Here is a 25,863-nt window from a genome sequence, read left to right as displayed (position 1 = left end):
GTGATTGTCATGGACAATGCCCCTTTTCATAAAAACAAAAGAATCCAAAAGCTACTAAACAGGCATGGACATCGTTTATTGTTCTTGCCTCCTTACTCTCCTGACTTAAACCCCATTGAGTATCAATGGAGTCAAGCTAAGTCTTTAAGACAAGGCTGGATGACTGATGATTTGGATGAACTGTTTTGGAACATGGGGATGTGTGGTGATTTTGTGGTTTTTTGAGTGTACTTTTTAGACTACTACCTTTATATTTTGTTGGTTTTTAATGTAAAACAGCATTAGAATTTGGAATGGTCTAATCAAGACAAAGAATGATTGATGTTTGCTTTATCTTAAAATTTATTAAAAATTAATAACATGAATTCATGACAAGCTCATAATTATGATGAATTCATAAATGATATTAATGATTGTCAAACCAATAGAAGTTAAGATAATTTTTATTTATATTTAAAAATAACAATTTTTTTTAAAAAATACTAAATAAAAGCACCAAATAGCACTTAAATAATAAATTAAATATTGATTTATTAGCAAGAATTAACCCAAATGATTTGTATAATTTATCAGAAATGAGAATTGTATGAGAAATCTATGGCAGTTTAAAGAAAAATACAAAAGGTGGGCATGCCCCAGCAATTTTAAAGTTTCTTGGGTGTAAATAGTGTTATAAAGGGTAGGCATGCCCTAATTTAATCAATGCCAAATGACTTGTTATTTGTGGCAATTTTGCTGGATTTTTGTTATAAATAAAAGTAATTTTTATTCATTTTTGTAACAAGCAATCAATGCGTATTTAAATACCCCAATACCGTCTTTGCCGAACGCTCAACGTCTGACGCGTCAAGCCCACGCACTATCATGATAAGACGAGTCACATCATCCTGCCAAATGGACGCTGGCAGGTGTTCGGGTGGGTATAAGCAGTGCTGAACGCCTTGGAGTAGCATGGGTTTGTCAATACCTTGTAGGTGTAGCACCCCTTTTAGGCGTAAGATGTGTTCGCCATATTGGTCAAGTAGCAGGCTAAGCCACAGCCCAAAGGCAAGCCAATCGATGGGTGTGTCAAAGGTCAGGACAAGGCTTTGGGCGTGGGCGTGGGTGTCCTGCTCGTTTTTGAGAAAAAACGTGGGTCTGGGCAGGACATCAAAGGTCTTGGCAAATAACGCCTGCATGTTAATAAAGTCATCTGCCTGTACTTGGATGGCGTCAGGATTGACCTTGTGCATGAGTGCTTGGGTGGTTGCCATGTTATCTGCTTGACACAAATCGGTCTTTGACAGCACATACTGCTGACAGGCGATGACTTGTGGTAGCCATTCGGGGGCGGTGGTCGCTTGGGTAGGGGCGTGCTGAGCGTCGATGATGGTGGTCATGCCATGCAGGGCAAATCGCCCTTTTAGGTGCATGTCTTGGCTTAAGGTGGATAAGATGGACGCAGGGTTGTCAAGCCCCGTGGTCTCGATGAGAATCTTATCGAAAACAAGGCTGTCTTTGTTCAAATCAAGCACGGACAACAAGGTGTCTTTGACATCGGTCAGCACGGTACAGCACATACAGCCCGATGGTAGCAGGTAGGTGCTGTCATTGATGGGTTTGACCAGTAAATCATCCAGTCCTACTTCGCCAAACTCATTGATGAGTACTAGGGTTTTGGCGTTTTGGTCGTTTTTTAGGATGTGCTGGATAAAGGTGGTTTTGCCACTGCCCAAAAATCCTGTAACGATATGAATGGGGACTTTGTTCATGACTGGATTTCCAAAGCACTTAAAAACTGCTCGTCTAACACATCAATGGGTTTGCCCGTTAGTGTGTGAATCTGCCCCCACAGCTCGCCCAGCCCATTTGCCATGGCTTGTTTGCCTGTTGGGGTCTGCACCAGATAATTGACACCATGAACATCGGATATTTGTATGCGATGGGGCTTGGCAAGGGCGTTGATGAGTTTGAGCCTGCGATAACGCTCTTGGCGACGTGGCAACTCGGACAGGCTTGCCGTCCAGTCGCTCTGTTCTTCGATGAGTCCGCAAAGTCCGCACATGGGTATTCTCGTGATGATGGGATGGTAGAAAAGTTAAGTACCGCTTTGCTAGCTTGCACCCACAAATTGGACTTAACTGGCGGTTGTCAAAATCGCTATTTTTGACGGGGGTAACGTTTGGTAAAGTCATCAGCGATTTGGTTCATCGTGACAAACTTAACGCCGTCATGGGCTTTAAAATGCTTAATCAAGCGTTCAAGCATGAGTAGCACCTGTGGACGTCCCGACACATCAGGGTGGATGGTGATGGGGAAAACTGCATAATCCATCTCACGATACACCCAATCAAACTGGTCTCGCCACATCTCTTCTAGATGGCGTGGATTAACAAAGCCGTGTGAGTTTGGTGATTTTTTGATGAACATCATCGGGGGCAAATCGTCCAAATACCAGTTGGCAGGAATCTCAATCAAATCCGTCTCTTGTCCACGCACCAAAGGTTTCATCCATGTATCGGGGTGCTGACTGTAATCAATCTTCGTCCAGCTATCACCCACACGCACATAATAAGGCGTAAAGTCGTTGTGCATGAGACTGTGGTCGTATTTAATACCTTTTTCAAGCAATAGCTCATTGGTAACAGGGCTAAACTCCCACCACGGGGCGACATAGCCTGTCGGGGCTTTGCCAGCTAGCTCGGTAATCAGGGCGAAGGACTTGTCTAGTACCGCTTGTTCCTGCTCACGAGTCATGGCGATGGGGTTTTCGTGGCTGTATCCATGAATGCCAATCTCATGCCCTGCGTCAGCGACCATTTGCATTTGTTTGGGAAAGGTTTCGACCGAGTGACCAGGGATAAACCATGAGGTTGTCAAGCCTTCTTTGTCAAACAAATCAAGCAGGCGAGGCGTACCCACTTCGCCAGCGAACAGCCCACGAGAGATGTCATCTGGCGAGTCTTCACCGCCATACGAACCAAGCCAGCCTGCCACGGCGTCAACATCAACGCCAATGGATACAAAGATTTCTTTTGCCATAACAGCTCCTTAAAAATGCAGGTTATCCTGCGGTTAAAATTTATTGACATGACATCATTGCGGTTCGATTTGTAATGATTGAACATATCGCCAATTATCATCAAACCCTTTAAGACAAATACGTCTGTATCACATGCCCCGACATGAGTACCTGTCGGTCGCTTCCTGTTACCCCCGCCACAGAAGCCCCAATGGGCAAGCCCTGAGCGTCCGTGCCGATGGGCAGGCTTAGGGTCGGCATGTCTAAAAAGCTACCAATCATGGTAAAGTTTAGGGTCTGGGCATTGATATGAGCAAAATAGTCATCATCGGCTTCTAGCTTGGCAAGCACAGGGGCGGTATGGCGGACGGTTGGCATGATAAACAGACGATTGCCAAGCTTATGCATGAGAGCCTGCTGATAAACGGTTCGGCGAGCATATAGGCGGATTTGGGTGCTGGCTTTGATGTCTTTGGCAAGCATGAGTCGGGTTCTGACCCGTCTGTCTAGCTCATCGGCTTGGGGGCTATGCAGTAGCTCTTCGTGCAGAGTATAGGCTTCGGCAGAACCAAGCCACTGCTCATTGATACAGGCGAGTGTGTCATGCAGTGCCGTGATGGTCTCTGTCCTGATATAAAAGCCTGCCTTTGTCAGTGTCTGCACCCACTCATGAAAACACGCCTGTACATCATCATCTGCCAAGGCAACGATGGCAGGGTCAAACACGAGTGTGGGCAAGGCGTGAGATTGGGCAAGGCGTGTGGGATGGTCATCATCAAGCCAGTCTAGACAAGGCTGATGATCAAGTAGCTCATCAATGAGTAGGCAGTCTATGACGTCATGAGCGATAGGACCTAGGGTGTCTAGTGAATCGGCTAGGGGGAATACGCCTTGCTTGTCATAACGCTGACGACTGGCACGAAATCCCACCAAGCCATTAAAACTGGCAGGAATGCGAATCGAGCCTGCGGTATCCGTCCCCATGGCAAGCGGGACAATGCCATGCCCGACCACCGTTGCCGACCCTGATGATGAGCCTCCTGCCACGTGGTCAGGATTGGTAACATTGGTTGGGGTGCCAAAATGGGGATTTAGCCCCAATCCTGAATAGGCAAATTCGGACAGATTGGTCTTGCCCACACAAGTCAAGCCCATATGGTGCAAGGTTGAGACAACGTGTGCGTCCTGCGTGGCAGGTGGGGCGTGCATTCTAAGCTTTGCCCCTGCGGTTGTGATGGTCTGCTTGATGTCAAACAAGTCTTTGTAGGCGATGGGTATCCCGTCAAATATGGATAAGGGATTGCCCCGTTGCCAACGGATTTTGGCGGACTGGGCTTGGGCGTAGGCAAGCTCTTTGGTTAAGCTGATGAACGCATTGGGGGCGTCATCGATATGCTCATACAGCGTGTCTAATACCTTGATGGGGCAGGTGTCGCCTGTGGCATAAGCATGGGCAAGGTCAAGGGCGGTCATGGCTGGCTGATGATGAATGAATACACAGCCAGTGTACGCTTATTTTAATGGGTAGTTAAGTTATCATTTGGTGGTAGTTTCTTACAGTTTGGTATCAGTAATGTGTATTAGGGCGTGCCTACCATTGATAACATTTTTATTGGAATTTAATAAAAAATTGATGATTTAATTAATTTTTGCATGAAAAATGGCTAAATCTTGTTTTTCATCGTCAAAAGCTCGTTTGATAGAACAGCTATCAAACTTCACTTTTTCCTTGAAAAACGGGCGATTTTTCTCATTTTTCATTGCAAATACCAACGGCAGGCACGCCCTAATATAACATTATGTTTTTACCATGTTACTCATGACCGCCCTTGTTTTATCAAAACGGCTTTACCACCACCAAAATGACCACCGCAATTAAGATAAAGACAGGGATTTCATTAAACCACCGCCAATAGACGTGGGTTTTTAGTTTGGGGTTGTCGGCAAGGCGAAGACGAAATCGTCCGCAAGCGATGTGATAGATGGTAAGTAGGATAACGAGCGTGATTTTGGCGTGTAGCCAGCCTTGGGTTTTGTAGATTTGCCAATTCATGATGATCATAGACAGCCCCAGTACCCACGTTGCCATCATCGCAGGATTCATGATGCCACGGTAGAGTTTACGCTCCATGATAGCAAACCGCTCTTGGCTAATCTTATCATCGCTCATCGCATGATAAACAAACAGCCGTGGCAAATAAAAAATCCCTGCAAACCAGCAAACCATGGCGATGATGTGAAAGGCTTTGATGTACTCAAACATAGATTTTTGGCAAAATAAAAAGTGGCATGATACCACTTTTTATCTTTAAAAGCCAATCAAAACATCAAGCGAACCCCAAGCGAACCACCCACGTCTGTATCGCTGTCTTGGTGGGTGGCGTGAACGCCTGCATGAATATTTGCCTTGCCAAGTTGCCCTTGTACGCCCAGATGAGCGGTGGTGGCGTGAGATTTGTCGGTGCTAACGCTTGTATTAAAGCCCTTCGTGTATTCACGAATGGAGGTTAAAGTGGCATTAATGGTGCGTTCATCATCGTTAAACTCATGAGCGTGAGCGATACCGCCCGTCAGAGTCAAAGCAGGGCTAATCGGATAAGCCACATCGACGCCAATCTCGCCTTGTAGGGACTTTTGTTCTTGCTCGCCAAAACGCATGGCGGTGGATAAAGTTGATTCGCTCTCGGTCATGTCATTTACTTTGACTTTTTGGGCATGTACGCCGATAAGCGGACGCACGGTGGCTTTGCCCATGTCTATGCCATAGCTGGCTTGTAGCCCTGCATGAAAACGTCTGGCGGTGGTATCTGCGGTGTGCGAACGGCTTGCCCCCTCCCAGTCGATATGGCGGTGCGTATCCACGCTAAGTCGGTCGATACCTGCCACGCCTTTTAGACGGACATTGCCGATGTCATGGCGATGATACAGCCCCATGCCAATGGTTTTGACATCTGATGATAGGGTGTCATCCAGCACATAATCTTGGTTTTGGTGGCTCAGATACGCCCCTGTATGGCTTGATGAACCTGCCACGTCCAAGCCGATTTGGGTGGTGGGGTCGGTACGGTCGCTGGCATAGACGTTTGCCCAAATGCTGTGCTGTGAGCCACTAAGCCTGTCAAGCTGACGGTAAACATGACGGTCGTGGGCTGAACCTGTTTTGACAAGCTCGCCTGAGAGTTTACCCATGTGAGTAGGGGCGTCCATGATAGAACGGTAATACTGTGCCAAAATGCGGTGCGTGCGTCCCGATGGGTGAATGTCATCGGCAAAGGCGTAGGTGTCATTTGCCCCGTTTTCTATAAGATTGGCTTTGGTACATGCCAAGGAAGTAGAAGCCACATCATCCGCCCCTGTGGTACGAGCGGGCATTTGACACGCCACGCCTTGCGTGTTTTTAAAACCAAAGGCTTCTTTATTTGTGGTCGCTTCTTGGAGTAGGGCAAAGGTGTTGGCAGGGATGATGTTGGCGGTGGATTGATTTAATGCTTCAAACAGACCGCTATTATACAGACTTGAGGCGAGTTTGGCTTTGTCTTGCACGCCTGCCATGAGGCTTTCGCCATAGATGGCTCGGGGCGTGAGGCTCAAATCAGGCACATTTGGCACCAAAATGGTTGTCGCCCCTGCTTGATTGAGTGTTTCGATGTCTATCACGGTGCGAGTTACCGCACCTTTAATGGCGTTTTGGGCTTCGGCTGTTGTGGTGGCTTGAGAAGCTGAAATTAAGTCATTAGAGCCAATCCAAATGGCATACAGGGTATTAGGGTCGGCTTTGCCACCTGTGGCGGTCAAATGGTCGGTGATTTGCGTTTTGGTGGAGGGTACATTCACAAAACCATTCCAATTGACCTCCGAGCCAGAGCGAGCTCCGCCCACGGCATAGTTAGTGCCAGTGGGATTGTCAGGCGTGTTGGGACTGGCGGTTTTGCCATAACTTTGGGCAAATAAGCTTGACCATACAGGGTCGGGGTTGGTGGTAAAAGATGGCTGTAAGGTGTTGCCAAGGGTGCCATCTTTTCGGGCGACCATATCTTTTAGGCGACCTGTATCGGACAAGCTGTCCCCAAAAATGATGACTTGGCTAAACTCCTTGGCGTAAGCGGTGTGCAGGCACATCCCAACCATTAGGGCAAGTGCTGAGTATTTGGCAAAGGCGGATTTTTTCATTATTACTCTCTGAGTTGCTTTCAAAGTAAAAACACTTGTAAAGTGTAACAAGATATTACAAAAATTACAAGTGTTTTTTTGATTTATGGTTGCTTTGGTCTTTGATGGGTTATCTGCCAATGCCAATTATTTGTCAGTACCGATTTGCTTTAATTACTTATTTGGCGGTAGGTAGGGTCAGATATTTTGACGTGATTTTATTTATCTCCCCTGAGTTTTTCAGGTTAGTAATGCCGGCATTGAGCTTATCTAGCAGTTCTTGGTCGCCTTTTTGGGTGTAGATAACAATATCTGCTGCGTTCGGAGTTTTATCATACTCTACCACGCTCATCTGATGATCGGGATAATTAAGAGCGATATATTCTAAGAAGTATTTGTCTTGCAATACCGCGTCATATTTGTCTTGAACCAAACCTTGATACAGTTGAAATACTGTATCCACGGTTTCGTGTGATGCAACAGATAACTCGTTAATGAGTTTTTCTTGCGTGGTATCTTTCATGGTTGCCACACGCAACGGTTTTAGGCTTGCGATGTCTGTTACCGCAACGTTGGGCTTATGCATGATGATGGATGGGTTTTGCAAGTAAGGATTGGTGTGATCGAATTTAGCAATACGTTCAGGTGATGGAGATAAGCCACTAATGACAACTTGATATTTACCTGCTTCTAGATTGGGAAGCATGTCAATAAATCTTTCTTTGTGTAGCTCCACCTTAAAGCCTTGGTCTTCTCCGATGGCGTGAATGATGTCCACGTCTATGCCAGTTAGGTTGCCATTTTCGTTTAAAAAAGTTAAGGGTGGTAGAACCCCTGAAGTCACAACCTTTACCACAGGGGCATCATTAGGTAGTTTGCTTGGTCTTTCGGCAGGGGCGGTGGTGGCTGTCGGATGGCTGTCGGCTGGGGCGGGTGTCTCGGCAGGCTTATCGGTGCATCCAAATAGTCCTGCACATAAGGCAAAAGAAAGCGTGATTTTTTTCATGACTTGTCCAATAAACTGATAAAAATAGATGTCTATTTTAACAAACCTTTAAGACTTTTGTAAACTTATATTTTTTTATGTTTATGATGACAAAGTAAGCATAAATTTTATTGGGCTTAAGGGTGTGTTATTGTTTTGCTATCAAGCTGATAACGGACAGCCTTGTGGCAAGTCGTCAAACTCTGCCTTGCCCGTCATGGCGTTCACGATTTTGGGCTTGGGGGTGGGTTTTTCGGCAGTTAGCCCTAGCATTGCCATAAGGCGGTCATCATTGGCTTGGGACTGATTGCCTGTGGTCAGTAGCTTATCACCATAAAAGAACGAGTTCGCCCCTGCCATAAACGCCAACGCCTGCTCACCGTCCGTCAAGCTCTCACGCCCTGCTGACAGTCGCACGTAGCTTATCGGACAGCAAATACGAGTAACGGCAATCGTGCGTATCCACTCAATGACGGACAACCTGCCCTCTTCTAGTACCTTATCGCCCAGTGGCGTGCCTTTGATAGGGACGAGTAGATTGACAGGAATGGACTGGGGCGGTATGGGCATGGTGGTTAGCTCATGTATCCAGTCGATCCTATCATCACGGCTCTCGCCCATACCCACGATTGAGCCACTGCACACATTTATCCCTGCGTTTCGGACGTGTTCAAGCGTCTCTAGGCGGTCATCATACGAGCGAGTGCTAGTTACTTGGCTATAATAATTGCGAGAGGTGTCAAGGTTGTGATTATAATAGTCAAGCCCTGCGTCTGCCAAAGTCTGGGCTTGGTCGGGCTTTAGCATACCCAAAGTCATGCACGTCTCAAGCCCTAACGCCTTGACTTCACGGATAAGCTCCACCAAGTACGGCATATCCTTGGCTGACGGATGTTTCCATGCTGCCCCCATACAAAAGCGAGATGAGCCTGATGCTTTGGCACGCTTTGCCGATGCTAAGACCTTTTGGATTTCAAGGCGTTTTTCGGCGGTCAGACCTGTCTTATTACGATAATGTCCTGACTGCGAGCAGTAGCCACAGTCTTCAGGGCAGTTGCCCGTTTTGATGGATAATAGCGTGCTGATTTGGACTTCGTTGGCATGAAAATGCTGACGATGAACGCTTTGGGCTTGCATGAGCAAATCCATGAGTGGCAAATCAAACAGACGAGCGATGTCTTGGCGAGTGATTGACTGATGGTTTGGTGGCATGATTTTTCCCTAATCAATGAATAAGTGGTTATTTTAAAAAATAAGTGAATGATTGTAAAGAAGTTTCATGACTTTATAAATAGCACAGTCAAAAAAACGGCATTGCCTGCCGTTTATGATGATTATACCTGACCGTTTAGTACCGCTTGCACACTTTGCGACGCTTTTTTGATGTCGTGAAAGACCATGCCCAACTTGGCATCAGGACGTGCGACAACTGTCAATAACAGGTTCTCAGCCACGGCACTGACGATGACATAGCCCACTTTGCTTTGTACCATCACACGCTCACTCTCATTGCCCGATAGCGTGTCAATCATGCGTTCACTGACCGACAGCAGAGCGGCACTCATGGCACTAATCCGCTCTTCGTTCACACCCATGGGCAGGTGTGATGCCATCATCATACCATCATCAGTGATAAGTGCTGATGCCTCAATCTCGGCAGAGTCGGCGTGTAATTCATCTAAAATCTCATTAAATTTGGCGATGTCTAGCATTTATTTATATCCCACTATTTTGCATATGATATTTTAGAAACTGATATTGAGACTAAAATACAAATGCCATAATTATTAATCATTATAAAACAGATAAATTAATTTAAAAAACAAAATACGATTGTTAAATAAATTAATTTCTATCAAGTTTAGCCATTATACGCCCATAAAATGCAAATGCAAGACATTTTTTAAATAAATCCATAAAAATTTTAATGAATTTACTGTCGTGTAAGTGATTGATAAATATGAATTAAACTTTATTAAGATCTGCTAAATAATAAAAATCATTATAATAAAAAAGACAAACTGCCATAACGAACAGTTTGTCTTTACTGGGGTGGATAATCGCCCTTTTGTGGGATAAATCAGCTTTTCTTTCTACTCGCCTTTTTCTTAGCACTCTTAACCACCTTCTCATCCCCCACTTTCTCAACCAACGCAAAATCCACTTGCAATAAATCCATATTCACGCCAGCAACCTTAATCAAAAGCTGTTCGCCAAGTTTAAAGATTGAGCCTTTCTCGCCAATCAAGGCTTGTTCACGCTCGTTGTACTCATAGTACTCGGCAGATAGGTTTGAGATGTGAATCAGTCCGTCAATGAACAAGTCATTTAGCGTAACAAACAAACCAAAACTCGTTACGGTGGTAATCGTCCCCACAAACTCATCGCCCAAATGCCGCCCCATATAATGGCATTTTAGCCAGGCTTCCACATGACGGCTTGCTTCTTCGGCACGGCGTTCGGTGGTGGAGGTTTGCTCGCCTGCATCGTCTAGGGTTTTATAAATGGCAGGCTTGGGCTTGGTGTTTGTAACTTTATCCTTAATGGCTCGGTGGAGCATGAGGTCAGGATAACGGCGAATGGGGCTGGTAAAGTGGCTATACTCATCATACGCCAAGCCAAAATGTCCGATGTTGTCAGGGCTATAGTTCGCTTGCATCATGGAGCGAAGTAGCATGGCGTGAATACTCTCGGTGTCCGCCCTGCCTTCGGTTGCCTTGATGACTCGTTGATAGTCGGCATGGGTGGGCGACTCGGTCGGGAACGCCAAACCAAAGGATTTAAGATATTCGGCAAGTTTACCGCTTTTTTCATCAGAGGGTTTATCATGGTTGCGATAAAGGGCGGGCAAGTCGTGTTTTAGGGCGAAATTCGCCCCACAAGTATTGGCAAGGAGCATCATCTCTTCGATGAGCTTATGAGCATCGCCACGAGTACGTTTTTTGATGTCCTTGATGTCGCCATCTTCGCCAAAGACGATGTAACTCTCCGCCGTCTCAAATGCCATCGCTCCTCGTTCCTCACGCTTTTTATCAAGGATTTGATACAGAGCAAAAAGCGTGTCCACCGATTTACAGACATCAGGATTTTTGACCAAATCATCGGGCAGGGTTTGGTTCGTGGGGTCGTCAAAATAGGCGTTTACTTGGTTATAAGTCAGGCGAGCCTGTGAGTGCATGACCGCAGGGTAGAACTCATAGCCTGTAACCTTGCCCACACGAGACAGCTTAATATCCGCCACCATGCAGAGGCGATCCACTTTGGGGTTTAGCGAGCATAAGCCGTTGGACAGCACTTCTGGGAGCATGGGGATGACACGGTGGGGAAAATAAACGCTCGTGCCACGCTCGTACGCGTCCATATCAAGCGGAGATTGGGGTGTTACATAGTGGCTCACGTCCGCAATGGCAACCACGACACGGTAATTACCGCCCGAGCGTTTGCAGGCATAGACCGCATCGTCAAAATCTCGGGCATCTTCGCCGTCTATCGTGATAAGTGGCAAATCTCGCAAATCCACCCGCCCTTTAAAGTCTGCCTCAGTCGGCTCGCCATAGCTGTCGGCTTGTTCTAGGGTGGCTTTGCTAAATTCAGACGGTATGGCGTGGTTTAGGAGTGTGGTCTCAATGATAAGTTCACGGTCATTAAGATTGGTCAAAAGCTCGCTAATCTTGCCTGTGGCGTACTCTTGATAAGTCGGCATATCAATGATAGTAACTTTCACGCTGTCGCCCACGCTCGCCCCATGATGAGCCACGTCATCATCGGTCAGCGTAATGGGCTGATGAGCATTCGCCCCTGACAGACGCACAAAGTAGCCCTCATCATCGCTGTCAATCACGCCCACAAACTCAGTGCTGGCACGGTGTAGCACGTTTTGGATACGGGCTTCGGGCTTGCCACGAAACTCGGTCGCCACCGCTTCTACCGTATCGCCATCAAAGACCACTCGCATTTGCTTTTCGTGGATAAATAGGTCAGGCATATCGTCAAGCACGACAAAGCCAAAGCCCTTGGCATTTGCCGACACCTTGCCCGTTACGGTGGTGGGCAGGGGGGCAATGCTAAAATGAATGCCGTCCGTGCGTTCTAGTTGGTTGTCCCGTAGCATGGCTTTTAGGCGGTTGGTTAGGGCAAAAAACCGCTCCTCATCACCCAAAATCTCAAAATGCAGTCCCAAACTCTCCATCGTGGCAGGTTTGCCGTCATTGTTCATTTGGGCGACAGTTTGTAGGATAAGCAGGCGTGAGGGAATGGGATTTTGGTATTTATTGGCTTCATCGGTGGCGTTGGGGTCGTTCCACGTTGGTGTTTTTTTCATACATTTTCTCTTTATAAAAAATTTGGTTAAATCTTCATGTTTGAGTTATCATAACATATTTAGCCACGAAATCATGTAACTTTTATGACAGTTTTTTTAAATTTTGCCACGCCCGACATCGCCCAATCATCAGGCTATTTGTCCGACATTGCACGGGTGGAGCGTGAGCTGTTTGATGACGCTTGGGACGGCTTGGCGGTGCATTCGGTGCTGGGGCAGTTTGGGGCAGGGGTGCTTGTCGCTTGTGATGACGATGACGAATGTGATGAAATGCTTGGTTATTGTATTTATCAAATTGTCTTTGAGACGGCAGAGATTTTACGCATTGCCACAGACAGCCGTCATCAACAGCAGGGCGTGGGCGGCGGTTTGCTTAGCGATTTTATCAAATTATGCAAGGACAAAGGGGCGGAGCGGATACTCTTAGAAGTGCGAGCTGACAACTTGTCCGCCATACGTCTGTATGAGCGACATGGCTTTTATCAAATAGACGTGCGAAAAGGATATTACAAAGACGAATGGGGGGCGGTGGATGCACTGATTTTAGAGAAAGATTTGGGGTAAATTATCTGGCGGTAAAAAAAATCCACTTTTTTCACCCAATCAAGCCGAAGCTCCCAAAATACCGCTTGAATTTCATAAATAGCAGGGTCGGAAATGAGACTCAAATCAAAGATATTGTGCCAGCTTTACTCTTTAATGCTTTGAAATTCATCAGGTGGTAGAGTTTGCTCCAAGCGTTCGTAATGCTCGTATTCGTCATCATCTAAGGCAAAACACCAATCATTTAACACCGCATGCCACCCATCAAAATTACTGAGCAAAACCCGCTCTTTGGGTAGGGTAAATTCAATACGAACGCCCCTTTCGCCTTTGGGTAGATGTCCTGATTTTCTAAGGTCAGGCTTGGGTTTGTTTGCCCTATGAGCGTGATACCACGCCCACACAGGTAGGGTAACATTGGATGGGGGTGGGGTGCGTTTGGCAAGCTCGTCCGCTATCCAGTGATAAGCAAACAGACGATGTTCATCGACCAAAGCAGGGTCGGTGTGATACACGCCATCACGCCGTAAAATCTCATAATCGCTGACGGGGGGTACTGTCCACAGTGTGAACATGGTTATTATCCTTTATGTGCTACCCAAACACACCTCATGAAGTGGGTAACAACCAAAATCCCCACCATCTTTACCCAATGTTTCTAAGCGTTCTTTATCCGCCAAATACCGTTCAATGGTTTGGCGTACCGTCTCAAAAGCGAGATTTTCCATGTCAATCTCATCAGGATAAAACAGCCGACATTCTAGGCTCTCAGCACCCACGCCAAACGCTCCATCTTGCAGATTGGCAAGATACATGGCGTGAATCTGCCCCCAATGTGGCACGTCAAACAAGGCGTATAGCTTTAAATCAACCGCCACACCGTCCGCTTCTTCTATTGTTTCACGTTTTGCCCCGTCCGCCATGGTCTCGCCATTTTCCATAAAGCCAGCAGGGAGCGTCCACAGTCCGTAGCGTGGCTCAATGGCTCGGCGACAAAGTAGGATTTTGCCTTGATGAACGGCAAGTACCCCACAAATCATCTTGGGATTTTCATAATGGATATAACCGCAGGACGTGCAGACTAGGCGTGGACGGGTGTCGCCGTCTGGTATGGCGTACGTGGCGGGCTGACCGCATTGTAAGCAGTAGGACATAATGATATGATAAGCTAAATATCACAAGTTTAAATGAAAATGAGTAAAATGACAAATGATTTTATAGACAAACAAACAGTCAATGTGCCAGATTTGCACCGCTTTTATCCGCTCGCCCAAGCCTTAGCACAGTATCGTGGGGCGGATATTTTACCCTTTACGGATAACAATGAGCTTTTGACAGGGCTTGTGCGTGAGCAGGCGATAAAGCGGTATGATAAGCTGATAAACGAAAGCCCCTTACCGCAGGCGTGCGTGCTTATCGTCATCACAGACGAACCTGTGCCAAAGCTACTTTTGACAAGGCGGTCAAATCATCTTAGTAGCCATGCAGGGGAAATGTCCTTAGTCGGTGGTAAGCGTGATGAGACGGACATATCATCGGCAGATGTCGCCTTGCGTGAAGCGTGCGAAGAAGTGGGACTACATCGGGCGGACGTGGAGATTTTGGGGTATCTGCCCATGCAAATCTCCAAAAAAGGCTTGCTTGTCCGTCCTGTGGTGGCAAGCATACCGCCTGATGTGGTGGATAGACTTACGCCTAGTGAAGATGAGATAGCACGGCTGTTTTGGCTGCCCTTTGATGTGTTATATAGTGAGCCTGTGGATTTTGTCTTTGACCGTCAAATCACGAATAGTACCGCCAAACTGCATACCCCTGCATGGGTCTATGACTGTGATGATGACGGTACGCCCGAAATCGTGTGGGGGCTGACAGGGCGGATACTATCAATCCTTATGGAGATTGGCTTTGGGGTAGGGCATGAGTGGTATTATCGCATAACATAAAAGGGCAATCACGCCCTTTTATTTGTGTATCACGCCTTTTGCATGGCGAGTTGTTGTAGGGATTCTGGCGATGACCATAAGCCTTCTAAGTCGTAGAACTCACGAGCCTCATGGGTCATGATATGCACCACGATACGCCCTAAGTCCACCAGCGTCCAGTCGCTGTCTTTGTCGCCTTCACGCCCCAGTGGCATAAGCCCTGCTTCTTTGGCAGCGGCTCCAAGCTTGTCGGCGAGTGCCTTGACATGGCGTTTTGAGGTGGCGTTGGCGATGATGATACGCTCGGCAATCTCGGTTAAATGCTCAACCGTCAGCACGGTAATTTCTTTGGCTTTTAGGTCGTCTAGGGCAGTAGTTACGAGCGTGATTTGCTCATCTAAGGATAGGTTATGTGTGGTCATAATGTTCAAATAAAATAAATATTAACCGTCTATTATAGCACACTTTTATAAAGCTCGTGCGTTTTAATATAAGCAAAAATCGGCTCGGGCAAATGACATGGTTTGTCGTTTTGGGTTAGGGCGTGGCGGATTTGGGTGGACGAGACGGCAGGCACGGGCGATGTGTCATAAAAAATGCTTTTGGTGTTAAAAGAGTTATTGGTTTTTAACAAATCATCTTTTAAAAAACCATCTTGTAAAAATTTACCAAAATCATCAGTCATTCTTACCAAAACATCTGGCACGACATCATCACTGCCAGCTCTGTCAAACGCCCAAATTTTAACGTACGCCAAAAGCTCTTTATAATCCCTCCACAAATGCAAACTTGCCAAACTATCACCGCCCATGATAAAAATCCGTTCATCATCAGGATAACGCTGTGCCAATGCACGCACCGTGTCTATGGTATAGACGGGTGGGGCTTGGTGGATTTCTGATGTGTCAATGCTTGCGGTAATGTCTTGATTTTTTAATATATCACACGCCAAAGACAGCATGTTTAGGCGGTGCGTGGGGTCGGTGGGTGTGCCTTTAAAGGGGTTGCCTGCGGTGGGCAAAAACGAGATGACAAAGGGCAAACCCAAAGATGACAGGCGATGATGAACAAGGCGTATCATCGCCAAATGTCCGTCATGCACAGGGTCAAAACTGCCCCCCAAAAACACCCGTCTCATCAAATGGTCAACTCAACGTCAGTCAATAGGTCGTTACGGCGATTGCGGACGAAGACCACTTTGTGATTGTCGCCGTTGGGGTAGCGTTCGGTCAGCTCAAAGTAGCGGGGATGCGCCTTTAAGAAGTCGCTAAATTTATCATAGTGAAACAGGCGAGCGTCAAAATCAGGCTCCACTTTTAGGATGTAGTTTTTGACAGGGGCGATGTTTGCCCAGCCTTGCTCGTCTGCCATGGTGGCGATGGCGTTTTTGACCAATGCAATCGCCACGTCCACAGGCTTGAATTGGTTATCGCCTGAGAATAGCATGTCGGCTGAGTCATAAAAGTCCACGTTACTGGTCTTTTTCTGCTCTTCAAAGACTTCTAGGTAGGTAAAGCGGTCGCAGGCTTGCATAAAGGGCTTAGGCGTATGCTGTTTGCCAAAGCCATACACCATAAGACCCTGCTCACGGATACGCTGGGCAAGGCGGGTATAATCACTATCAGATGACACAAGGCAAAAGCCATCAAACCGCTCGGTATAGAGCAAATCCATCGCGTCAATAATCAGGCTTGAATCGGTGGCGTTTTTACCCGAAGTGTAGGCGAACTGTTGCATGGGCTGAATGGAGTGCGACAACAGCACGCTTTTCCAACTGGCAAGCTGAGGTTTGGTCCAGTCGCCATAAGCACGGCGAACGCTTGCCCGCCCAAGCGTGGCAATCTCGCTGAGCAAGGCTTCAAGGTACGTGGTGGATGCGTTGTCGGCATCAATCAAGACGGCAAGATTGGCATCGTTAGGTAGCATGGTGGTTGCCAGTGTTGGGTAAATTGCCGCCATTATACCACAAAATCATACCACAGTGAGGGTGGGGTTTTTGAAATAATTTTGTATTTTTGGCGTGGGTGTGCTATGGTGTGTGAATGATGAATGAAAAATGGAGTGATGTCATGCACCAAGAAAAATTAACTTCCTATCAAAAGCTCAGTCTGTTTGGCAAAATTGGCGGATATTTGAGCGACACGTATGCTTCTGGCAAGACTTATGAAGCCCTTGATTTGTCAGGGTTTGACAAGCCATCTTTACAAAAATACACCAGTCAGTTCGGCTCATCGCTTGGTAAAGAATTGCTTGGCAGGCGTGTGGGCGGGGCGTTGGATTTGTTAAAAAAGGTTGTCCCTGCCCAGACGTGGGCAAGCTTGTCGGACGATGTTTATCAAAAGCTGGCACAGGGGGCGTACTGTTTGGCACGCTTTAAATTGCAAAAAGACGCCCGTTTTGCCGAGTTGTCCATGCTGACGGACGACCAAAAAGAGGCATTCGCCCAAGACCTCATCAACCAAAACCGCACGTGGCTCAGTACTGGCGGAGTGTTTGGGGTGCTTGGGGTCAAAGGGGTGGCTCTGGATACGGCGTGGGTGCTGTTGGTATCGCTGTGTACGGTGTACGAGCTTGCACTTATTTATGGTGCGGACATCGAAGGCGATGACGGTGTGCGTACGGTTTATGGAATTTTGGTGGCGACAGACGAAACACTCATTCACCAAAAACAGGTACTGCTCACCGCCTTGACGCTTGGGCAAATGGTGCTCAAAAACGCCCAAAATACAGGGCTTGCCGATGAGCTGTTGGCACTGTCCACAAGTCCTTTGGCAGGGCAATACACCAAGCATTTGGAGGAATTTTTGGGGATTTTTAACTTAGACAAAACCGATTTGGACAAATTCAACACCGCTTGGCTACGTCATCTGTGCACGCTTGGCTTTGTGGGCGTGGCGGTGCATTACAACAACCAACTTTTTGAAGAGGTGGTGGGCACGGCAAGGGCGACTTTTGGGAGGAAAGTGGCGGTAAAGTTGCTAGAAAACTCTTAGAAATCTGAGGGTTATTCTATGATATGTCATAACAAAACAACAACAGTTGATGAGCGTTTTTGTTACATTTGTTTGTTATGATAATGACTATCATTCATTAACTTATTAGGAGTGCTTGTATGGCAAAGCAGTATCGCACCAAACTCAAATCTATCTACGGTGGTCGTTCGGCAGCGGGTCGCAACGAATACAAGCCAGATGATATTTTAAAAGGTCAAACACCTAAGCAACACTGTGAAGCACTCATCGCCCAGCGTGGTGAGGGTCGCTTTGAGAAGGTGTCCGAACATGAGGATGTCTGTTATTTGCTTGGTGGGAATTATTTTGGTACATCGGTTGGGGCAGAGTACAGTTATTATTATGATGTGTGTACAGAGATTGCTTTTACAGGCACGCTCAATGATAAAGCCACCAACATTAAAGAGCTTGCCAATCTCAAAGGTGGCGAGCGTGTTATCATCACCGCCAACCAAAAAGTAACATGGACAGCCACTAACGAAAAAACACTCATCAAAGTCGCCAAAAGCGACACAACTTATTCATTTACCGCACCCAAATCAGGTACTTTTACGATTAAAGCCAAAGGGGTGTGCGACCCTAAGGCAAGTAAATCGGTGAGTGTGAAGGTGGTGCAATCATTGTCAAAATTAACACTTTCTGAACAAGACGTGATAGATATTATCAAGGTTACATCGACAGAAGTGGTTGTTAATTTGCCAGATGATCAATTTGCCAAGCAGACCGCAGGTGTGGTGGATACGATACTGAATAGAGCATTTTTAGCAAAGGGTGATGTGAGAAAAGTGATAAATGCACCGAATCAATTTAGTGAGATATCAGGCAATGCAGGTGCTTATGGTAGTGTGCAAAAAATGCCTGATAAAGATATCAAACCAAAAGTGCAAGCTCAGGTATTAGCCCATTTAAAAGATCGTGCTAATGGCATGTCATCAATAGTAGGGGGACATGTTAATTATTTAAACCCTGTTAAATCTGGCAAAGTTCCTTTGGAACAATGGGGTAATGCAGTAGTGGAGCAAGCTAAAAAGGAAGGGTTGGTTTTTGGTGTGGGTCAAAATACGCATTATCATGGTACAGCAAAAGGTGCAAAACAAGCCCCTAAGTTTCAGTTGGTTATACCTGCTAAATACCGCTAATGGAGATTGTATGAAACCACTCTCATTTATAATGTTGTGCATTTCTACTTTATTAATTACCACTCCTAAAGTTTATGCTCAGCAAGATAACTTCCAAAGAATATGTACAGGCGGTGGGCGTTGGGAATGCTTTGATCAAAAACGTCAAAAACTTGCCCTGCAAATTGCCCAAACCAATCGCAGAATGGGACAACTAAATCCATACAATAAATCCGCTTTATTAGTGGCTCATAAAAGTTGGGAACAGTTCATTCAAGATGATTGTGAATACCATAGTACATTTAGCCCAGATACTTTGGGTTCTGGTTATGGTAATATGTATGCAGAATGTATGTATAAACATCATGTGAGCAGATTAAAAGAATTGCAAAAAACAGAAAAATGGTTGCAGTCGCTTAAAGAGTAGAAACTGTTGTGGCGTGTTAGTTATCCAACCAAAGTGTGAATTTTTAGTGCTTTGGTTTTTTATTAAATGAATGGATGAAATATGAAATTGTATTTTGGACGTCTCATTGTCTTGCTGTTGATCGCGATATTTCAGCCAGCCCGCTCCCCCTGAGTTACCTAACAACTGGCTGGAATTGGCAAAACAGACCGTTTATTATGAAAATTCCACACCTCAAAATCATGTTTGTATGATGAAACAACCCAATTTAGATTTTCAAGAAATGAATTGTTGGCGATTAAATATCTATTTTGGGGTAACAGGATTGGATTTGTTTTATACTGACGATGAACGATATAGATCGATTTTGCTTGGTGGATATTATGGCAGTGATAATGCAGATAACCATAGTTATACTATGGAGGCGATAGGCAAGCATGTATTTGCTAATGTATTAACAGATAGCAGTTGGAGTGTGCACCCAAAATATCCTGCTTATCGTTATTTTATGAATCATAACAAACAGGTCATTCCTAAAAAAGACAGGCATAAACCATACAGCCAGTGGGAATGCTTTGCCCAATTTAGAGGTAATTATCATTATTGTCGCAAGATTGATGATAAAAGTTTGTTGCATTAATATTTATCTGGAATTGAATGCTGTGAATAAAATATTTATTGGTTTATTATTGATTTTCTTTTCCCAAATCTCTGTGGCACAATATGATGTTAATCAAGAACAACTTATATTCGCTTGTCAATTAAAAAATCAAGCCACAATCACCATACATCGCAGTCATCATATAGAACCAAATTATACTTACCGTTTTACTAGAAATGGCAAAGTTGAATTAAAACTTACGCAAACACAAACGCAAATGCGTTTAAATAGTAGAGTTAATCAACTTCAGTTTCGTGGTAATGGGGTAAGTATGTTTTTTCCTAATGGTAATTATGGTTATAATATATTTTCTGCTTTTGAAATACCAGAAAAAGAGGAGGATGACATTATTTTGCGTAGTGGCGTAATTGTCAGTAATGGTGATGACTATAATAAACACATTTATTGTTATAGGACTTTTAAACAATTATCTGATGAGTATTTGTAGAGAAATTTGTTATGCAAAAAGTTATTATTGTATTGCTATTACTGTCATTTTCTCACGCATCTATGGCAAAAGATACCCTGTATTTCTCTTGCCTAACAGAAAATAATGCCAAAGTTACCGTTCATCGTACGGCTGATAAATCGCATTATATTTATCGCTTTGTGAGAAATGGTAAAGTGGAGTTAAAAATCACACAGCATGCAAAGGTTGTGGTCAAAATAGTCAAAAGCACCCCGTATTTCATCGTTATGATGCACACAGCATGATGTTTACAAACGGTGATTATCATTACCATCTTACCAGCACTTATGACCCAAAAGATTTGACACGTGAAGACGGAAAAATCACGTTTTATTCTAGTGTTGATGTTGAGAAAAAATTACCTAGCGGTGAATTGGAATCTTTGAGGAGTGTTAAGTGTACTCGTGTTTATCAGCAACTGTTGGATGAACACCTGTTTGAATATCGTATAAATGAAGGTGGGTCGTGATGGTTGTGGATGTTGAGTGAGGTCTGTCTATACAGACTCCAAGATAAAACTTGCAACACCTTTTAAAATCACGTATAATAGTATATTAGCCCTATAAAGGGGCTTGGTCGGCTTAATTTAAGCCATTATTTTAATAACGGGAGATATTGCCTATGGCAACTACAAACCAACTTATCCGTAAGGGTCGCAAGACCATTACTGAAAAGTCAAAAGTACCTGCACTACAAGCTTGCCCACAACGTCGTGGCGTTTGTACTCGTGTATACACCACCACCCCTAAAAAGCCAAACTCAGCCATGCGTAAAGTATGTCGTGTTCGTTTGACTTCTGGCTATGAGGTATCTAGCTACATCGGCGGTGAAGGTCATAACCTACAAGAGCACAGCGTTGTGCTTATCCGTGGTGGTCGTGTAAAAGATCTACCAGGTGTGCGTTATCACACTGTTCGTGGTGCACTTGACTGTGCAGGCGTTAAAGACCGTAAACAAGGTCGTTCTAAGTATGGTGCTAAACGTCCTAAGGCGTAATTTAGCTCAATAACCCAAATTTAACCTGTGCATGGCTTGTGATGATGTGTGTTAATCTACCCCATGCCCACAATCATGCAGTAAGGCTGGCTAAATGCTTGATTTATTTTAAGATTGTATGCCAGATTTACCCTGAAGACATAAGGAACTATTATGCCAAGACGTCGTGTCGTCGCTGCCCGTGAAATTCTACCTGATCCTAAGTTCGGCAGCCAAACCATCGCCAAATTCATCAACCACGTTATGGTTGACGGCAAAAAATCAGTCGCTGAAAAAATCGTTTATGGTGCGTTAGAGAGCGTTGCTGCCAAGCGTAACATCGAAAACCCAGTGGCTTTCTTTGAAGAAGTGCTAGAAAGCGTTCGCCCAACGGTGGAAGTAAAAGCCCGCCGTGTTGGTGGTGCCACCTACCAAGTGCCTATGGAAGTCCGTCCCTCCCGTCGTACTGCCCTAGCCATGCGTTGGTTGGCTGACGCTGCCGCTAAGCGTTCTGAGAAGTCTATGGCTCTACGCCTAGCAGGCGAGCTAAATGACGCCGCCGAAGGTAAAGGTGCTGCCATCAAAAAACGTGATGACGTTCACCGTATGGCTGACGCTAACAAAGCGTTCTCGCACTTCCGCTTCTAATTTTATTAAAAGCGTGTTTGGCTTGCCAAACAATATCAGTCGTTTGTCATGGTGCGGTCATAATTATGTCTTATCATGACAAACTGACACCCAATTACTCGCAATTTTTCTAGGAAAAATTATGGCACGTAAAACCCCCTTAAATAGATACCGTAACATCGGTATTTCTGCACACATTGACGCAGGTAAAACCACGACCTCAGAGCGTATTTTGTTCTACACAGGTAAAAGCCACAAAATCGGCGAAGTGCACGAAGGTGCTGCAACGATGGACTGGATGGAGCAAGAGCAAGAGCGTGGTATTACCATTACTTCTGCCGCGACCACTTGCTTTTGGTCAGGTATGTCTGATCAATTCCCAGAACACCGCATTAACCTGATCGACACCCCCGGTCACGTTGACTTTACCATTGAAGTTGAGCGTTCTATGCGTGTGCTTGATGGTGCATGTATGGTGTACTGTGCGGTTGGTGGTGTACAGCCTCAGTCAGAGACGGTATGGCGTCAAGCCAACAAATACAAAGTGCCACGTCTTGCCTTTGTTAACAAAATGGACAGAACAGGTGCCAACTTCTTCCGTGTGGTTGAGCAAGTTAAAACCCGTCTGGGCGGTAATCCTGTGCCTGTAGTTGTGCCAATCGGTGCAGAAGATAACTTTGAAGGTGTTGTTGACCTGCTTGAGATGAAATCCATCATTTGGGATGTAGAATCTCAAGGCATGAAGTTTGAATATGGCGAGATTCCTGCCGACCTAGTAGATACTGCCAACGAATGGCGCAACAACATGGTTGAAGCAGCTGCCGAGTCATCAGAAGAGCTGATGGACAAATACCTAGAAGAAGGCGATTTGTCTCGTGAAGACATCGTCGCTGGTCTTCGTGCTCGTACACTAGCATGTGAAATCCAGCCAATGCTTTGTGGTACTGCCTTTAAAAACAAAGGCGTACAGCGTATGCTTGATGCCGTCATCGAGTTCTTGCCTGCCCCCACTGACGTTGAGGCCATCAAAGGCATTCTAGATGACAAAGACGAAACCGAAGGTAGCCGTGAATCTTCTGATGATGCACCATTTGCCGCCCTTGCGTTCAAAATCATGAATGACAAATACGTGGGTAACCTAACTTTCGTTCGTGTGTACTCTGGCGTTGCAAAACAAGGCGACAGCGTTTATAACCCTGTTAAGATGAAGCGTGAGCGTATCGGTCGTATCGTTGAGATGCATGCCAACAGCCAAAACGAAGTTGATGAAGTTCGTGCGGGCGACATCGTCGCATTTGTGGGTCTAAAAGACGTAACCACGGGCGATACCTTGTGTGATAATGACAACATCATCACCTTGGAACGTATGGAGTTCCCAGACCCAGTTATTTCGCTAGCGGTTGAGCCAAAAACCAAAGCCGACCAAGAAAAAATGTCTATCGCTCTAGGTCGTCTTGCCAAAGAAGACCCTTCGTTCCGTGTACGCACAGACGAAGAGAGTGGTCAAACCATCATCTCTGGTATGGGTGAATTGCACCTTGACATCATCGTTGACCGTATGAAGCGTGAATTTGGCGTTGAAGCCAACATCGGTGCTCCACAGGTTGCCTACCGTGAAACCATCCGTCAAACGGTTGAAGTTGAAGGTAAGTTTGTTCGTCAAACAGGTGGTCGTGGTAAGTTTGGTCATGTTTGGCTACGTCTTGAACCACTTGATCCAGAAGGTGATGTGGAATACGAATTTGCCGAAGAAATCGTGGGCGGTGTTGTACCAAAAGAATACCACGGTGCGGTAGATAAAGGTATCCAAGAGCGTATGAAGAACGGCGTTCTGGCAGGCTATCCAGTCGTTAATGTTAAAGCGACCCTATATGATGGTTCTTACCATGACGTGGACTCTGACGAGCTATCGTTTAAAATGGCGGGTTCTATCGCATTCAAGAAAGGCTTCATGCAAGCATCTCCTGCCCTGCTAGAGCCTATCATGAAAGTAGAAGTTGAGACCCCAGAAGACTACATGGGCGACATCATGGGCGACCTTAACCGTCGTCGTGGCGTGGTTCAAGGCATGGACGACTTGCCTGGTGGCACCAAAGCCATCCGTGCAGAAGTGCCACTTGCTGAAATGTTCGGCTATGCCACCCAAATGCGTTCTATGTCTCAAGGTCGTGCAACTTACTCTATGGAATTTGCCAAATACCAAGAAACGCCTAAGAATGTGGCAGACGAGATCATCAAGAAATTCACTGCCAAAGATGATGATGAGTAATCATAATCATCTCACTTAAATCCCGTTTTGGTTTGTCCATAAGTGGTAAGCTAAAACAATCATTTATCAAAACCTTGTGCAGTTTGCACGAATCAAAAGGATATTATCATGGCCAAAGCCAAATTCGAACGTAACAAACCACACGTAAATGTTGGTACCATCGGTCACGTTGACCACGGTAAAACTACCCTAACTGCTGCTATTGCAACCGTTGCTGCTAAGCATCACGGTGGTGAAGCAAAAGACTACGCTGCCATTGACTCAGCGCCTGAAGAAAAAGCTCGTGGTATTACCATTAATACCTCTCACATCGAGTACGACACTGCTAACCGTCACTATGCACACGTAGACTGCCCCGGTCACGCCGACTATGTTAAAAACATGATTACTGGTGCGGCTCAAATGGACGGTGCTATCCTAGTTGTTGCTGCAACCGACGGTCCTATGCCACAAACTCGTGAGCACATCCTTCTATCTCGTCAGGTTGGCGTACCTTACATCATGGTATTCATGAACAAGTGCGACCTAGTAGATGACGAAGAGCTACTAGAACTAGTAGAAATGGAAGTACGTGAACTTCTGTCTGACTACGACTTCCCAGGTGATGACACGCCTATCATCAAAGGTTCTGCACTACTAGGTCTAAATGGCGACCAAGGTCAATACGGCGAGCCTGCTATCCTAGAGCTACTAAGCACTCTAGACAGCTACATCCCTGAGCCAGAGCGTGACATCGATAAAGCATTCCTAATGCCAATCGAAGACGTATTCTCAATCTCTGGTCGTGGTACTGTGGTAACTGGTCGTGTTGAATCTGGCATCATCAAAGTGGGCGACGAAGTTGAAATCGTTGGTATCAAAGACACTGCCAAGACTACCTGTACTGGTGTTGAGATGTTCCGTAAGCTACTAGACGAAGGTCGTGCGGGCGAGAACTGTGGTGTGCTACTACGTGGTACTAAGCGTGAAGAAGTTCAACGTGGTCAAGTACTTGCTAAGCCCGGTTCAATCACCCCGCACACCCAATTTGACGCAGAAGTATATGTACTGTCAAAAGAAGAAGGTGGTCGTCATACGCCATTCCTAAATGGCTATCGTCCACAGTTCTACTTCCGTACCACTGACGTAACTGGTGCCATCACTCTACAAGAAGGTACTGAAATGGTTATGCCTGGCGACAACGTTGAGATGAGTGTTGAGCTTATCCACCCAATCGCCATGGACAAAGGTCTACGCTTCGCCATCCGTGAAGGCGGTCGTACCGTAGGTGCTGGTGTTGTTGCTAACGTTAAGAACTAATCTAACAAGATTGGCTTAACAGCAAACAAGACTAACCAAGTCAAACCCAAACCCCCTGCCAGAGATGGTGGGGGGTTTGGGTTTTTGGGGAGTTGGGTTTGGAAAAA

Annotated in this window: 30 protein-coding genes; 14 read left to right on the top strand and 16 right to left on the bottom strand. The window is 45.7% G+C overall.

Translation table 11 applies throughout. The annotated features are described in order from the left end of the window. Positions 1 to 225: transposase (locus B0182_RS15170; protein ID WP_211271633.1), on the top strand; the 225-nt coding region annotated here is incomplete at its 5' end. 563 nt (positions 226 to 788) lie between these two features. Here the strand turns inward: B0182_RS15170 and B0182_RS07275 are convergent. From B0182_RS07275 to rnr, 11 genes are all read right to left on the bottom strand, one after another. Further along, positions 789 to 1,751: a CobW family GTP-binding protein gene (locus B0182_RS07275; protein WP_078274285.1), complete on the bottom strand. Its 963-nt coding sequence runs from the start codon at positions 1,749 to 1,751 to the stop codon at positions 789 to 791. Next, complete coding sequence (locus B0182_RS07270) at positions 1,748 to 2,044, bottom strand: hypothetical protein (protein ID WP_078274284.1); 297 nt, start codon at positions 2,042 to 2,044, stop codon at positions 1,748 to 1,750. Before B0182_RS07270 ends, B0182_RS07275 begins: the two co-directional genes overlap by 4 nt. A gap of 95 nt (positions 2,045 to 2,139) precedes the next feature. Continuing rightward, positions 2,140 to 3,021 carry a polysaccharide deacetylase family protein gene (locus B0182_RS07265; protein WP_078274283.1) on the bottom strand — a complete coding sequence of 294 codons (882 nt, stop codon included), beginning with the start codon at positions 3,019 to 3,021 and terminating at the stop codon, positions 2,140 to 2,142. Between the two features lie 109 nt (positions 3,022 to 3,130). Continuing rightward, entirely contained in the window at positions 3,131 to 4,474 is a 1,344-nt protein-coding gene (locus B0182_RS07260; RefSeq protein WP_078274282.1) for an amidase family protein, read from the bottom strand. Between the two features lie 165 nt (positions 4,475 to 4,639). After that, positions 4,640 to 4,762 (bottom strand): hypothetical protein, encoded by a 123-nt coding sequence (locus B0182_RS15165; protein WP_264676070.1) that lies wholly within the window; start codon positions 4,760 to 4,762, stop codon positions 4,640 to 4,642. A 76-nt stretch (positions 4,763 to 4,838) separates the two neighbouring features. Beyond that, positions 4,839 to 5,264 (bottom strand): protoporphyrinogen oxidase HemJ, encoded by a 426-nt coding sequence (hemJ, locus tag B0182_RS07255; protein WP_078274281.1) that lies wholly within the window; start codon positions 5,262 to 5,264, stop codon positions 4,839 to 4,841. Between the two features lie 56 nt (positions 5,265 to 5,320). After that, positions 5,321 to 7,171: an autotransporter domain-containing protein gene (locus B0182_RS07250; RefSeq protein ID WP_078274280.1), complete on the bottom strand. Its 1,851-nt coding sequence runs from the start codon at positions 7,169 to 7,171 to the stop codon at positions 5,321 to 5,323. Between the two features lie 157 nt (positions 7,172 to 7,328). Next, positions 7,329 to 8,156, bottom strand: a complete 828-nt coding sequence (locus B0182_RS07245) for a substrate-binding periplasmic protein (RefSeq protein ID WP_078274279.1) — start codon at positions 8,154 to 8,156, stop codon at positions 7,329 to 7,331. 141 nt (positions 8,157 to 8,297) lie between these two features. Continuing rightward, the gene (bioB, locus tag B0182_RS07240) at positions 8,298 to 9,347 is read right to left on the bottom strand and encodes a biotin synthase BioB (RefSeq protein ID WP_078274278.1); all 1,050 of its coding nucleotides are present in this window, start codon (positions 9,345 to 9,347) and stop codon (positions 8,298 to 8,300) included. Positions 9,348 to 9,469: 122 nt separating this feature from the next. After that, on the bottom strand, positions 9,470 to 9,847 hold the full coding sequence (locus B0182_RS07235; RefSeq protein ID WP_078274277.1) for a roadblock/LC7 domain-containing protein: 378 nt from the start codon (positions 9,845 to 9,847) through the stop codon (positions 9,470 to 9,472). Positions 9,848 to 10,215: 368 nt separating this feature from the next. After that, complete coding sequence (gene rnr / locus B0182_RS07230; protein WP_078274276.1) at positions 10,216 to 12,456, bottom strand: ribonuclease R; 2,241 nt, start codon at positions 12,454 to 12,456, stop codon at positions 10,216 to 10,218. Positions 12,457 to 12,540: 84 nt separating this feature from the next. Here rnr and rimI point away from each other — a divergent pair, with 84 nt between their 5' ends. Then, a complete protein-coding gene (gene rimI, locus B0182_RS07225) occupies positions 12,541 to 13,020 on the top strand; it encodes a ribosomal protein S18-alanine N-acetyltransferase (RefSeq protein ID WP_078274275.1) in 480 nt (159 codons plus the stop codon). 125 nt (positions 13,021 to 13,145) lie between these two features. On the opposite strand, the gene B0182_RS07220 is transcribed toward rimI, so the two are convergent. Both B0182_RS07220 and B0182_RS07215 read right to left on the bottom strand, forming a co-directional pair. Continuing rightward, positions 13,146 to 13,574: a DUF3841 domain-containing protein gene (locus B0182_RS07220; RefSeq protein ID WP_078274274.1), complete on the bottom strand. Its 429-nt coding sequence runs from the start codon at positions 13,572 to 13,574 to the stop codon at positions 13,146 to 13,148. A 12-nt stretch (positions 13,575 to 13,586) separates the two neighbouring features. Continuing rightward, positions 13,587 to 14,153, bottom strand: a complete 567-nt coding sequence (locus tag B0182_RS07215; RefSeq protein WP_078274273.1) for an NUDIX hydrolase — start codon at positions 14,151 to 14,153, stop codon at positions 13,587 to 13,589. Positions 14,154 to 14,201: 48 nt separating this feature from the next. On the opposite strand from B0182_RS07215, the gene B0182_RS07210 reads away from it, so the two are divergent. After that, positions 14,202 to 14,942, top strand: a complete 741-nt coding sequence (locus tag B0182_RS07210; RefSeq protein ID WP_244893664.1) for an NUDIX hydrolase — start codon at positions 14,202 to 14,204, stop codon at positions 14,940 to 14,942. Positions 14,943 to 14,971: 29 nt separating this feature from the next. Here the strand turns inward: B0182_RS07210 and rsfS are convergent, their stop codons facing one another. Genes rsfS through B0182_RS07195 form a run of 3 tightly spaced genes read right to left on the bottom strand, consistent with a single transcriptional unit; the run spans position 14,972 to position 16,880 of the window. Then, entirely contained in the window at positions 14,972 to 15,343 is a 372-nt protein-coding gene (gene rsfS / locus B0182_RS07205; RefSeq protein WP_078274271.1) for a ribosome silencing factor, read from the bottom strand. 32 nt (positions 15,344 to 15,375) lie between these two features. After that, positions 15,376 to 16,059, bottom strand: a complete 684-nt coding sequence (gene nadD / locus B0182_RS07200; protein WP_078274270.1) for a nicotinate (nicotinamide) nucleotide adenylyltransferase — start codon at positions 16,057 to 16,059, stop codon at positions 15,376 to 15,378. Next, on the bottom strand, positions 16,059 to 16,880 hold the full coding sequence (locus B0182_RS07195; protein ID WP_244893663.1) for an NYN domain-containing protein: 822 nt from the start codon (positions 16,878 to 16,880) through the stop codon (positions 16,059 to 16,061). Before B0182_RS07195 ends, nadD begins: the two co-directional genes overlap by 1 nt. An 83-nt stretch (positions 16,881 to 16,963) precedes the next feature. On the opposite strand from B0182_RS07195, the gene B0182_RS07190 reads away from it, so the two are divergent. The 11 genes from B0182_RS07190 (at position 16,964) to tuf (ending at position 25,756) form a co-directional block, all read left to right on the top strand. Continuing rightward, positions 16,964 to 17,914, top strand: a complete 951-nt coding sequence (locus tag B0182_RS07190) for a hypothetical protein (RefSeq protein WP_078274269.1) — start codon at positions 16,964 to 16,966, stop codon at positions 17,912 to 17,914. Between the two features lie 119 nt (positions 17,915 to 18,033). Next, positions 18,034 to 19,071: a hypothetical protein gene (locus B0182_RS07185; protein WP_078274268.1), complete on the top strand. Its 1,038-nt coding sequence runs from the start codon at positions 18,034 to 18,036 to the stop codon at positions 19,069 to 19,071. Between the two features lie 10 nt (positions 19,072 to 19,081). After that, positions 19,082 to 19,477, top strand: a complete 396-nt coding sequence (locus B0182_RS07180; RefSeq protein ID WP_158079657.1) for a lysozyme inhibitor LprI family protein — start codon at positions 19,082 to 19,084, stop codon at positions 19,475 to 19,477. Between the two features lie 175 nt (positions 19,478 to 19,652). After that, complete coding sequence (locus B0182_RS07175) at positions 19,653 to 20,096, top strand: hypothetical protein (protein ID WP_158079656.1); 444 nt, start codon at positions 19,653 to 19,655, stop codon at positions 20,094 to 20,096. Then, positions 20,074 to 20,565 carry a hypothetical protein gene (locus B0182_RS07170; RefSeq protein WP_078274265.1) on the top strand — a complete coding sequence of 164 codons (492 nt, stop codon included), beginning with the start codon at positions 20,074 to 20,076 and terminating at the stop codon, positions 20,563 to 20,565. The genes B0182_RS07175 and B0182_RS07170 overlap by 23 nt, the downstream gene beginning before the upstream one ends. A 62-nt stretch (positions 20,566 to 20,627) precedes the next feature. Further along, positions 20,628 to 20,831 carry a hypothetical protein gene (locus B0182_RS07165; protein WP_143821688.1) on the top strand — a complete coding sequence of 68 codons (204 nt, stop codon included), beginning with the start codon at positions 20,628 to 20,630 and terminating at the stop codon, positions 20,829 to 20,831. After that, positions 20,828 to 21,055, top strand: coding sequence for a hypothetical protein (locus B0182_RS07160; RefSeq protein ID WP_078274263.1), 228 nt, complete (start codon positions 20,828 to 20,830; stop codon positions 21,053 to 21,055). The genes B0182_RS07165 and B0182_RS07160 overlap by 4 nt, the downstream gene beginning before the upstream one ends. A 152-nt stretch (positions 21,056 to 21,207) precedes the next feature. Beyond that, positions 21,208 to 21,582, top strand: coding sequence for a 30S ribosomal protein S12 (gene rpsL / locus B0182_RS07155; protein ID WP_029102685.1), 375 nt, complete (start codon positions 21,208 to 21,210; stop codon positions 21,580 to 21,582). A 153-nt stretch (positions 21,583 to 21,735) separates the two neighbouring features. Continuing rightward, positions 21,736 to 22,209 carry a 30S ribosomal protein S7 gene (gene rpsG / locus B0182_RS07150; RefSeq protein WP_078274262.1) on the top strand — a complete coding sequence of 158 codons (474 nt, stop codon included), beginning with the start codon at positions 21,736 to 21,738 and terminating at the stop codon, positions 22,207 to 22,209. A gap of 121 nt (positions 22,210 to 22,330) precedes the next feature. After that, positions 22,331 to 24,457, top strand: coding sequence for an elongation factor G (gene fusA, locus B0182_RS07145; protein WP_078274261.1), 2,127 nt, complete (start codon positions 22,331 to 22,333; stop codon positions 24,455 to 24,457). A 108-nt stretch (positions 24,458 to 24,565) separates the two neighbouring features. Beyond that, the gene (gene tuf, locus B0182_RS07140) at positions 24,566 to 25,756 is read left to right on the top strand and encodes an elongation factor Tu (protein ID WP_029102688.1); all 1,191 of its coding nucleotides are present in this window, start codon (positions 24,566 to 24,568) and stop codon (positions 25,754 to 25,756) included. Positions 25,757 to 25,863 lie beyond the last annotated feature (107 nt).

The organism is Moraxella bovis (assembly GCF_002014975.1).
Taxonomy (GTDB): Bacteria; Pseudomonadota; Gammaproteobacteria; order Pseudomonadales; family Moraxellaceae; genus Moraxella; species Moraxella bovis.
The sequence above is the reverse complement of the archived record's forward strand: the minus strand, read 5'-3'. Positions and strand labels throughout refer to the sequence as shown.

Bases quoted from the DNA above. Each gene is read 5' to 3' on its own strand.
- B0182_RS07275 (WP_078274285.1), bottom strand. From the start codon at position 1,751: ATGAACAAAGTCCCCATTCATATCGTTACAGGATTTTTGGGCAGTGGC.
- B0182_RS07270 (WP_078274284.1), bottom strand. From the start codon at position 2,044: ATGTGCGGACTTTGCGGACTCATCGAAGAACAGAGCGACTGGACGGCA.
- B0182_RS07265 (WP_078274283.1), bottom strand. From the start codon at position 3,021: ATGGCAAAAGAAATCTTTGTATCCATTGGCGTTGATGTTGACGCCGTG.
- B0182_RS07260 (WP_078274282.1), bottom strand. From the start codon at position 4,474: ATGACCGCCCTTGACCTTGCCCATGCTTATGCCACAGGCGACACCTGC.
- B0182_RS15165 (WP_264676070.1), bottom strand. From the start codon at position 4,762: ATGAAAAATGAGAAAAATCGCCCGTTTTTCAAGGAAAAAGTGAAGTTT.
- hemJ (WP_078274281.1), bottom strand. From the start codon at position 5,264: ATGTTTGAGTACATCAAAGCCTTTCACATCATCGCCATGGTTTGCTGG.
- B0182_RS07250 (WP_078274280.1), bottom strand. From the start codon at position 7,171: ATGAAAAAATCCGCCTTTGCCAAATACTCAGCACTTGCCCTAATGGTT.
- B0182_RS07245 (WP_078274279.1), bottom strand. From the start codon at position 8,156: ATGAAAAAAATCACGCTTTCTTTTGCCTTATGTGCAGGACTATTTGGA.
- bioB (WP_078274278.1), bottom strand. From the start codon at position 9,347: ATGCCACCAAACCATCAGTCAATCACTCGCCAAGACATCGCTCGTCTG.
- B0182_RS07235 (WP_078274277.1), bottom strand. From the start codon at position 9,847: ATGCTAGACATCGCCAAATTTAATGAGATTTTAGATGAATTACACGCC.
- rnr (WP_078274276.1), bottom strand. From the start codon at position 12,456: ATGAAAAAAACACCAACGTGGAACGACCCCAACGCCACCGATGAAGCC.
- rimI (WP_078274275.1), top strand. From the start codon at position 12,541: ATGACAGTTTTTTTAAATTTTGCCACGCCCGACATCGCCCAATCATCA.
- B0182_RS07220 (WP_078274274.1), bottom strand. From the start codon at position 13,574: ATGTTCACACTGTGGACAGTACCCCCCGTCAGCGATTATGAGATTTTA.
- B0182_RS07215 (WP_078274273.1), bottom strand. From the start codon at position 14,153: ATGTCCTACTGCTTACAATGCGGTCAGCCCGCCACGTACGCCATACCA.
- B0182_RS07210 (WP_244893664.1), top strand. From the start codon at position 14,202: ATGACAAATGATTTTATAGACAAACAAACAGTCAATGTGCCAGATTTG.
- rsfS (WP_078274271.1), bottom strand. From the start codon at position 15,343: ATGACCACACATAACCTATCCTTAGATGAGCAAATCACGCTCGTAACT.
- nadD (WP_078274270.1), bottom strand. From the start codon at position 16,059: ATGAGACGGGTGTTTTTGGGGGGCAGTTTTGACCCTGTGCATGACGGA.
- B0182_RS07195 (WP_244893663.1), bottom strand. From the start codon at position 16,880: ATGGCGGCAATTTACCCAACACTGGCAACCACCATGCTACCTAACGAT.
- B0182_RS07190 (WP_078274269.1), top strand. From the start codon at position 16,964: ATGATGAATGAAAAATGGAGTGATGTCATGCACCAAGAAAAATTAACT.
- B0182_RS07185 (WP_078274268.1), top strand. From the start codon at position 18,034: ATGGCAAAGCAGTATCGCACCAAACTCAAATCTATCTACGGTGGTCGT.
- B0182_RS07180 (WP_158079657.1), top strand. From the start codon at position 19,082: ATGAAACCACTCTCATTTATAATGTTGTGCATTTCTACTTTATTAATT.
- B0182_RS07170 (WP_078274265.1), top strand. From the start codon at position 20,074: ATGATAAAAGTTTGTTGCATTAATATTTATCTGGAATTGAATGCTGTG.
- B0182_RS07165 (WP_143821688.1), top strand. From the start codon at position 20,628: ATGGCAAAAGATACCCTGTATTTCTCTTGCCTAACAGAAAATAATGCC.
- B0182_RS07160 (WP_078274263.1), top strand. From the start codon at position 20,828: ATGATGTTTACAAACGGTGATTATCATTACCATCTTACCAGCACTTAT.
- rpsL (WP_029102685.1), top strand. From the start codon at position 21,208: ATGGCAACTACAAACCAACTTATCCGTAAGGGTCGCAAGACCATTACT.
- rpsG (WP_078274262.1), top strand. From the start codon at position 21,736: ATGCCAAGACGTCGTGTCGTCGCTGCCCGTGAAATTCTACCTGATCCT.
- fusA (WP_078274261.1), top strand. From the start codon at position 22,331: ATGGCACGTAAAACCCCCTTAAATAGATACCGTAACATCGGTATTTCT.
- tuf (WP_029102688.1), top strand. From the start codon at position 24,566: ATGGCCAAAGCCAAATTCGAACGTAACAAACCACACGTAAATGTTGGT.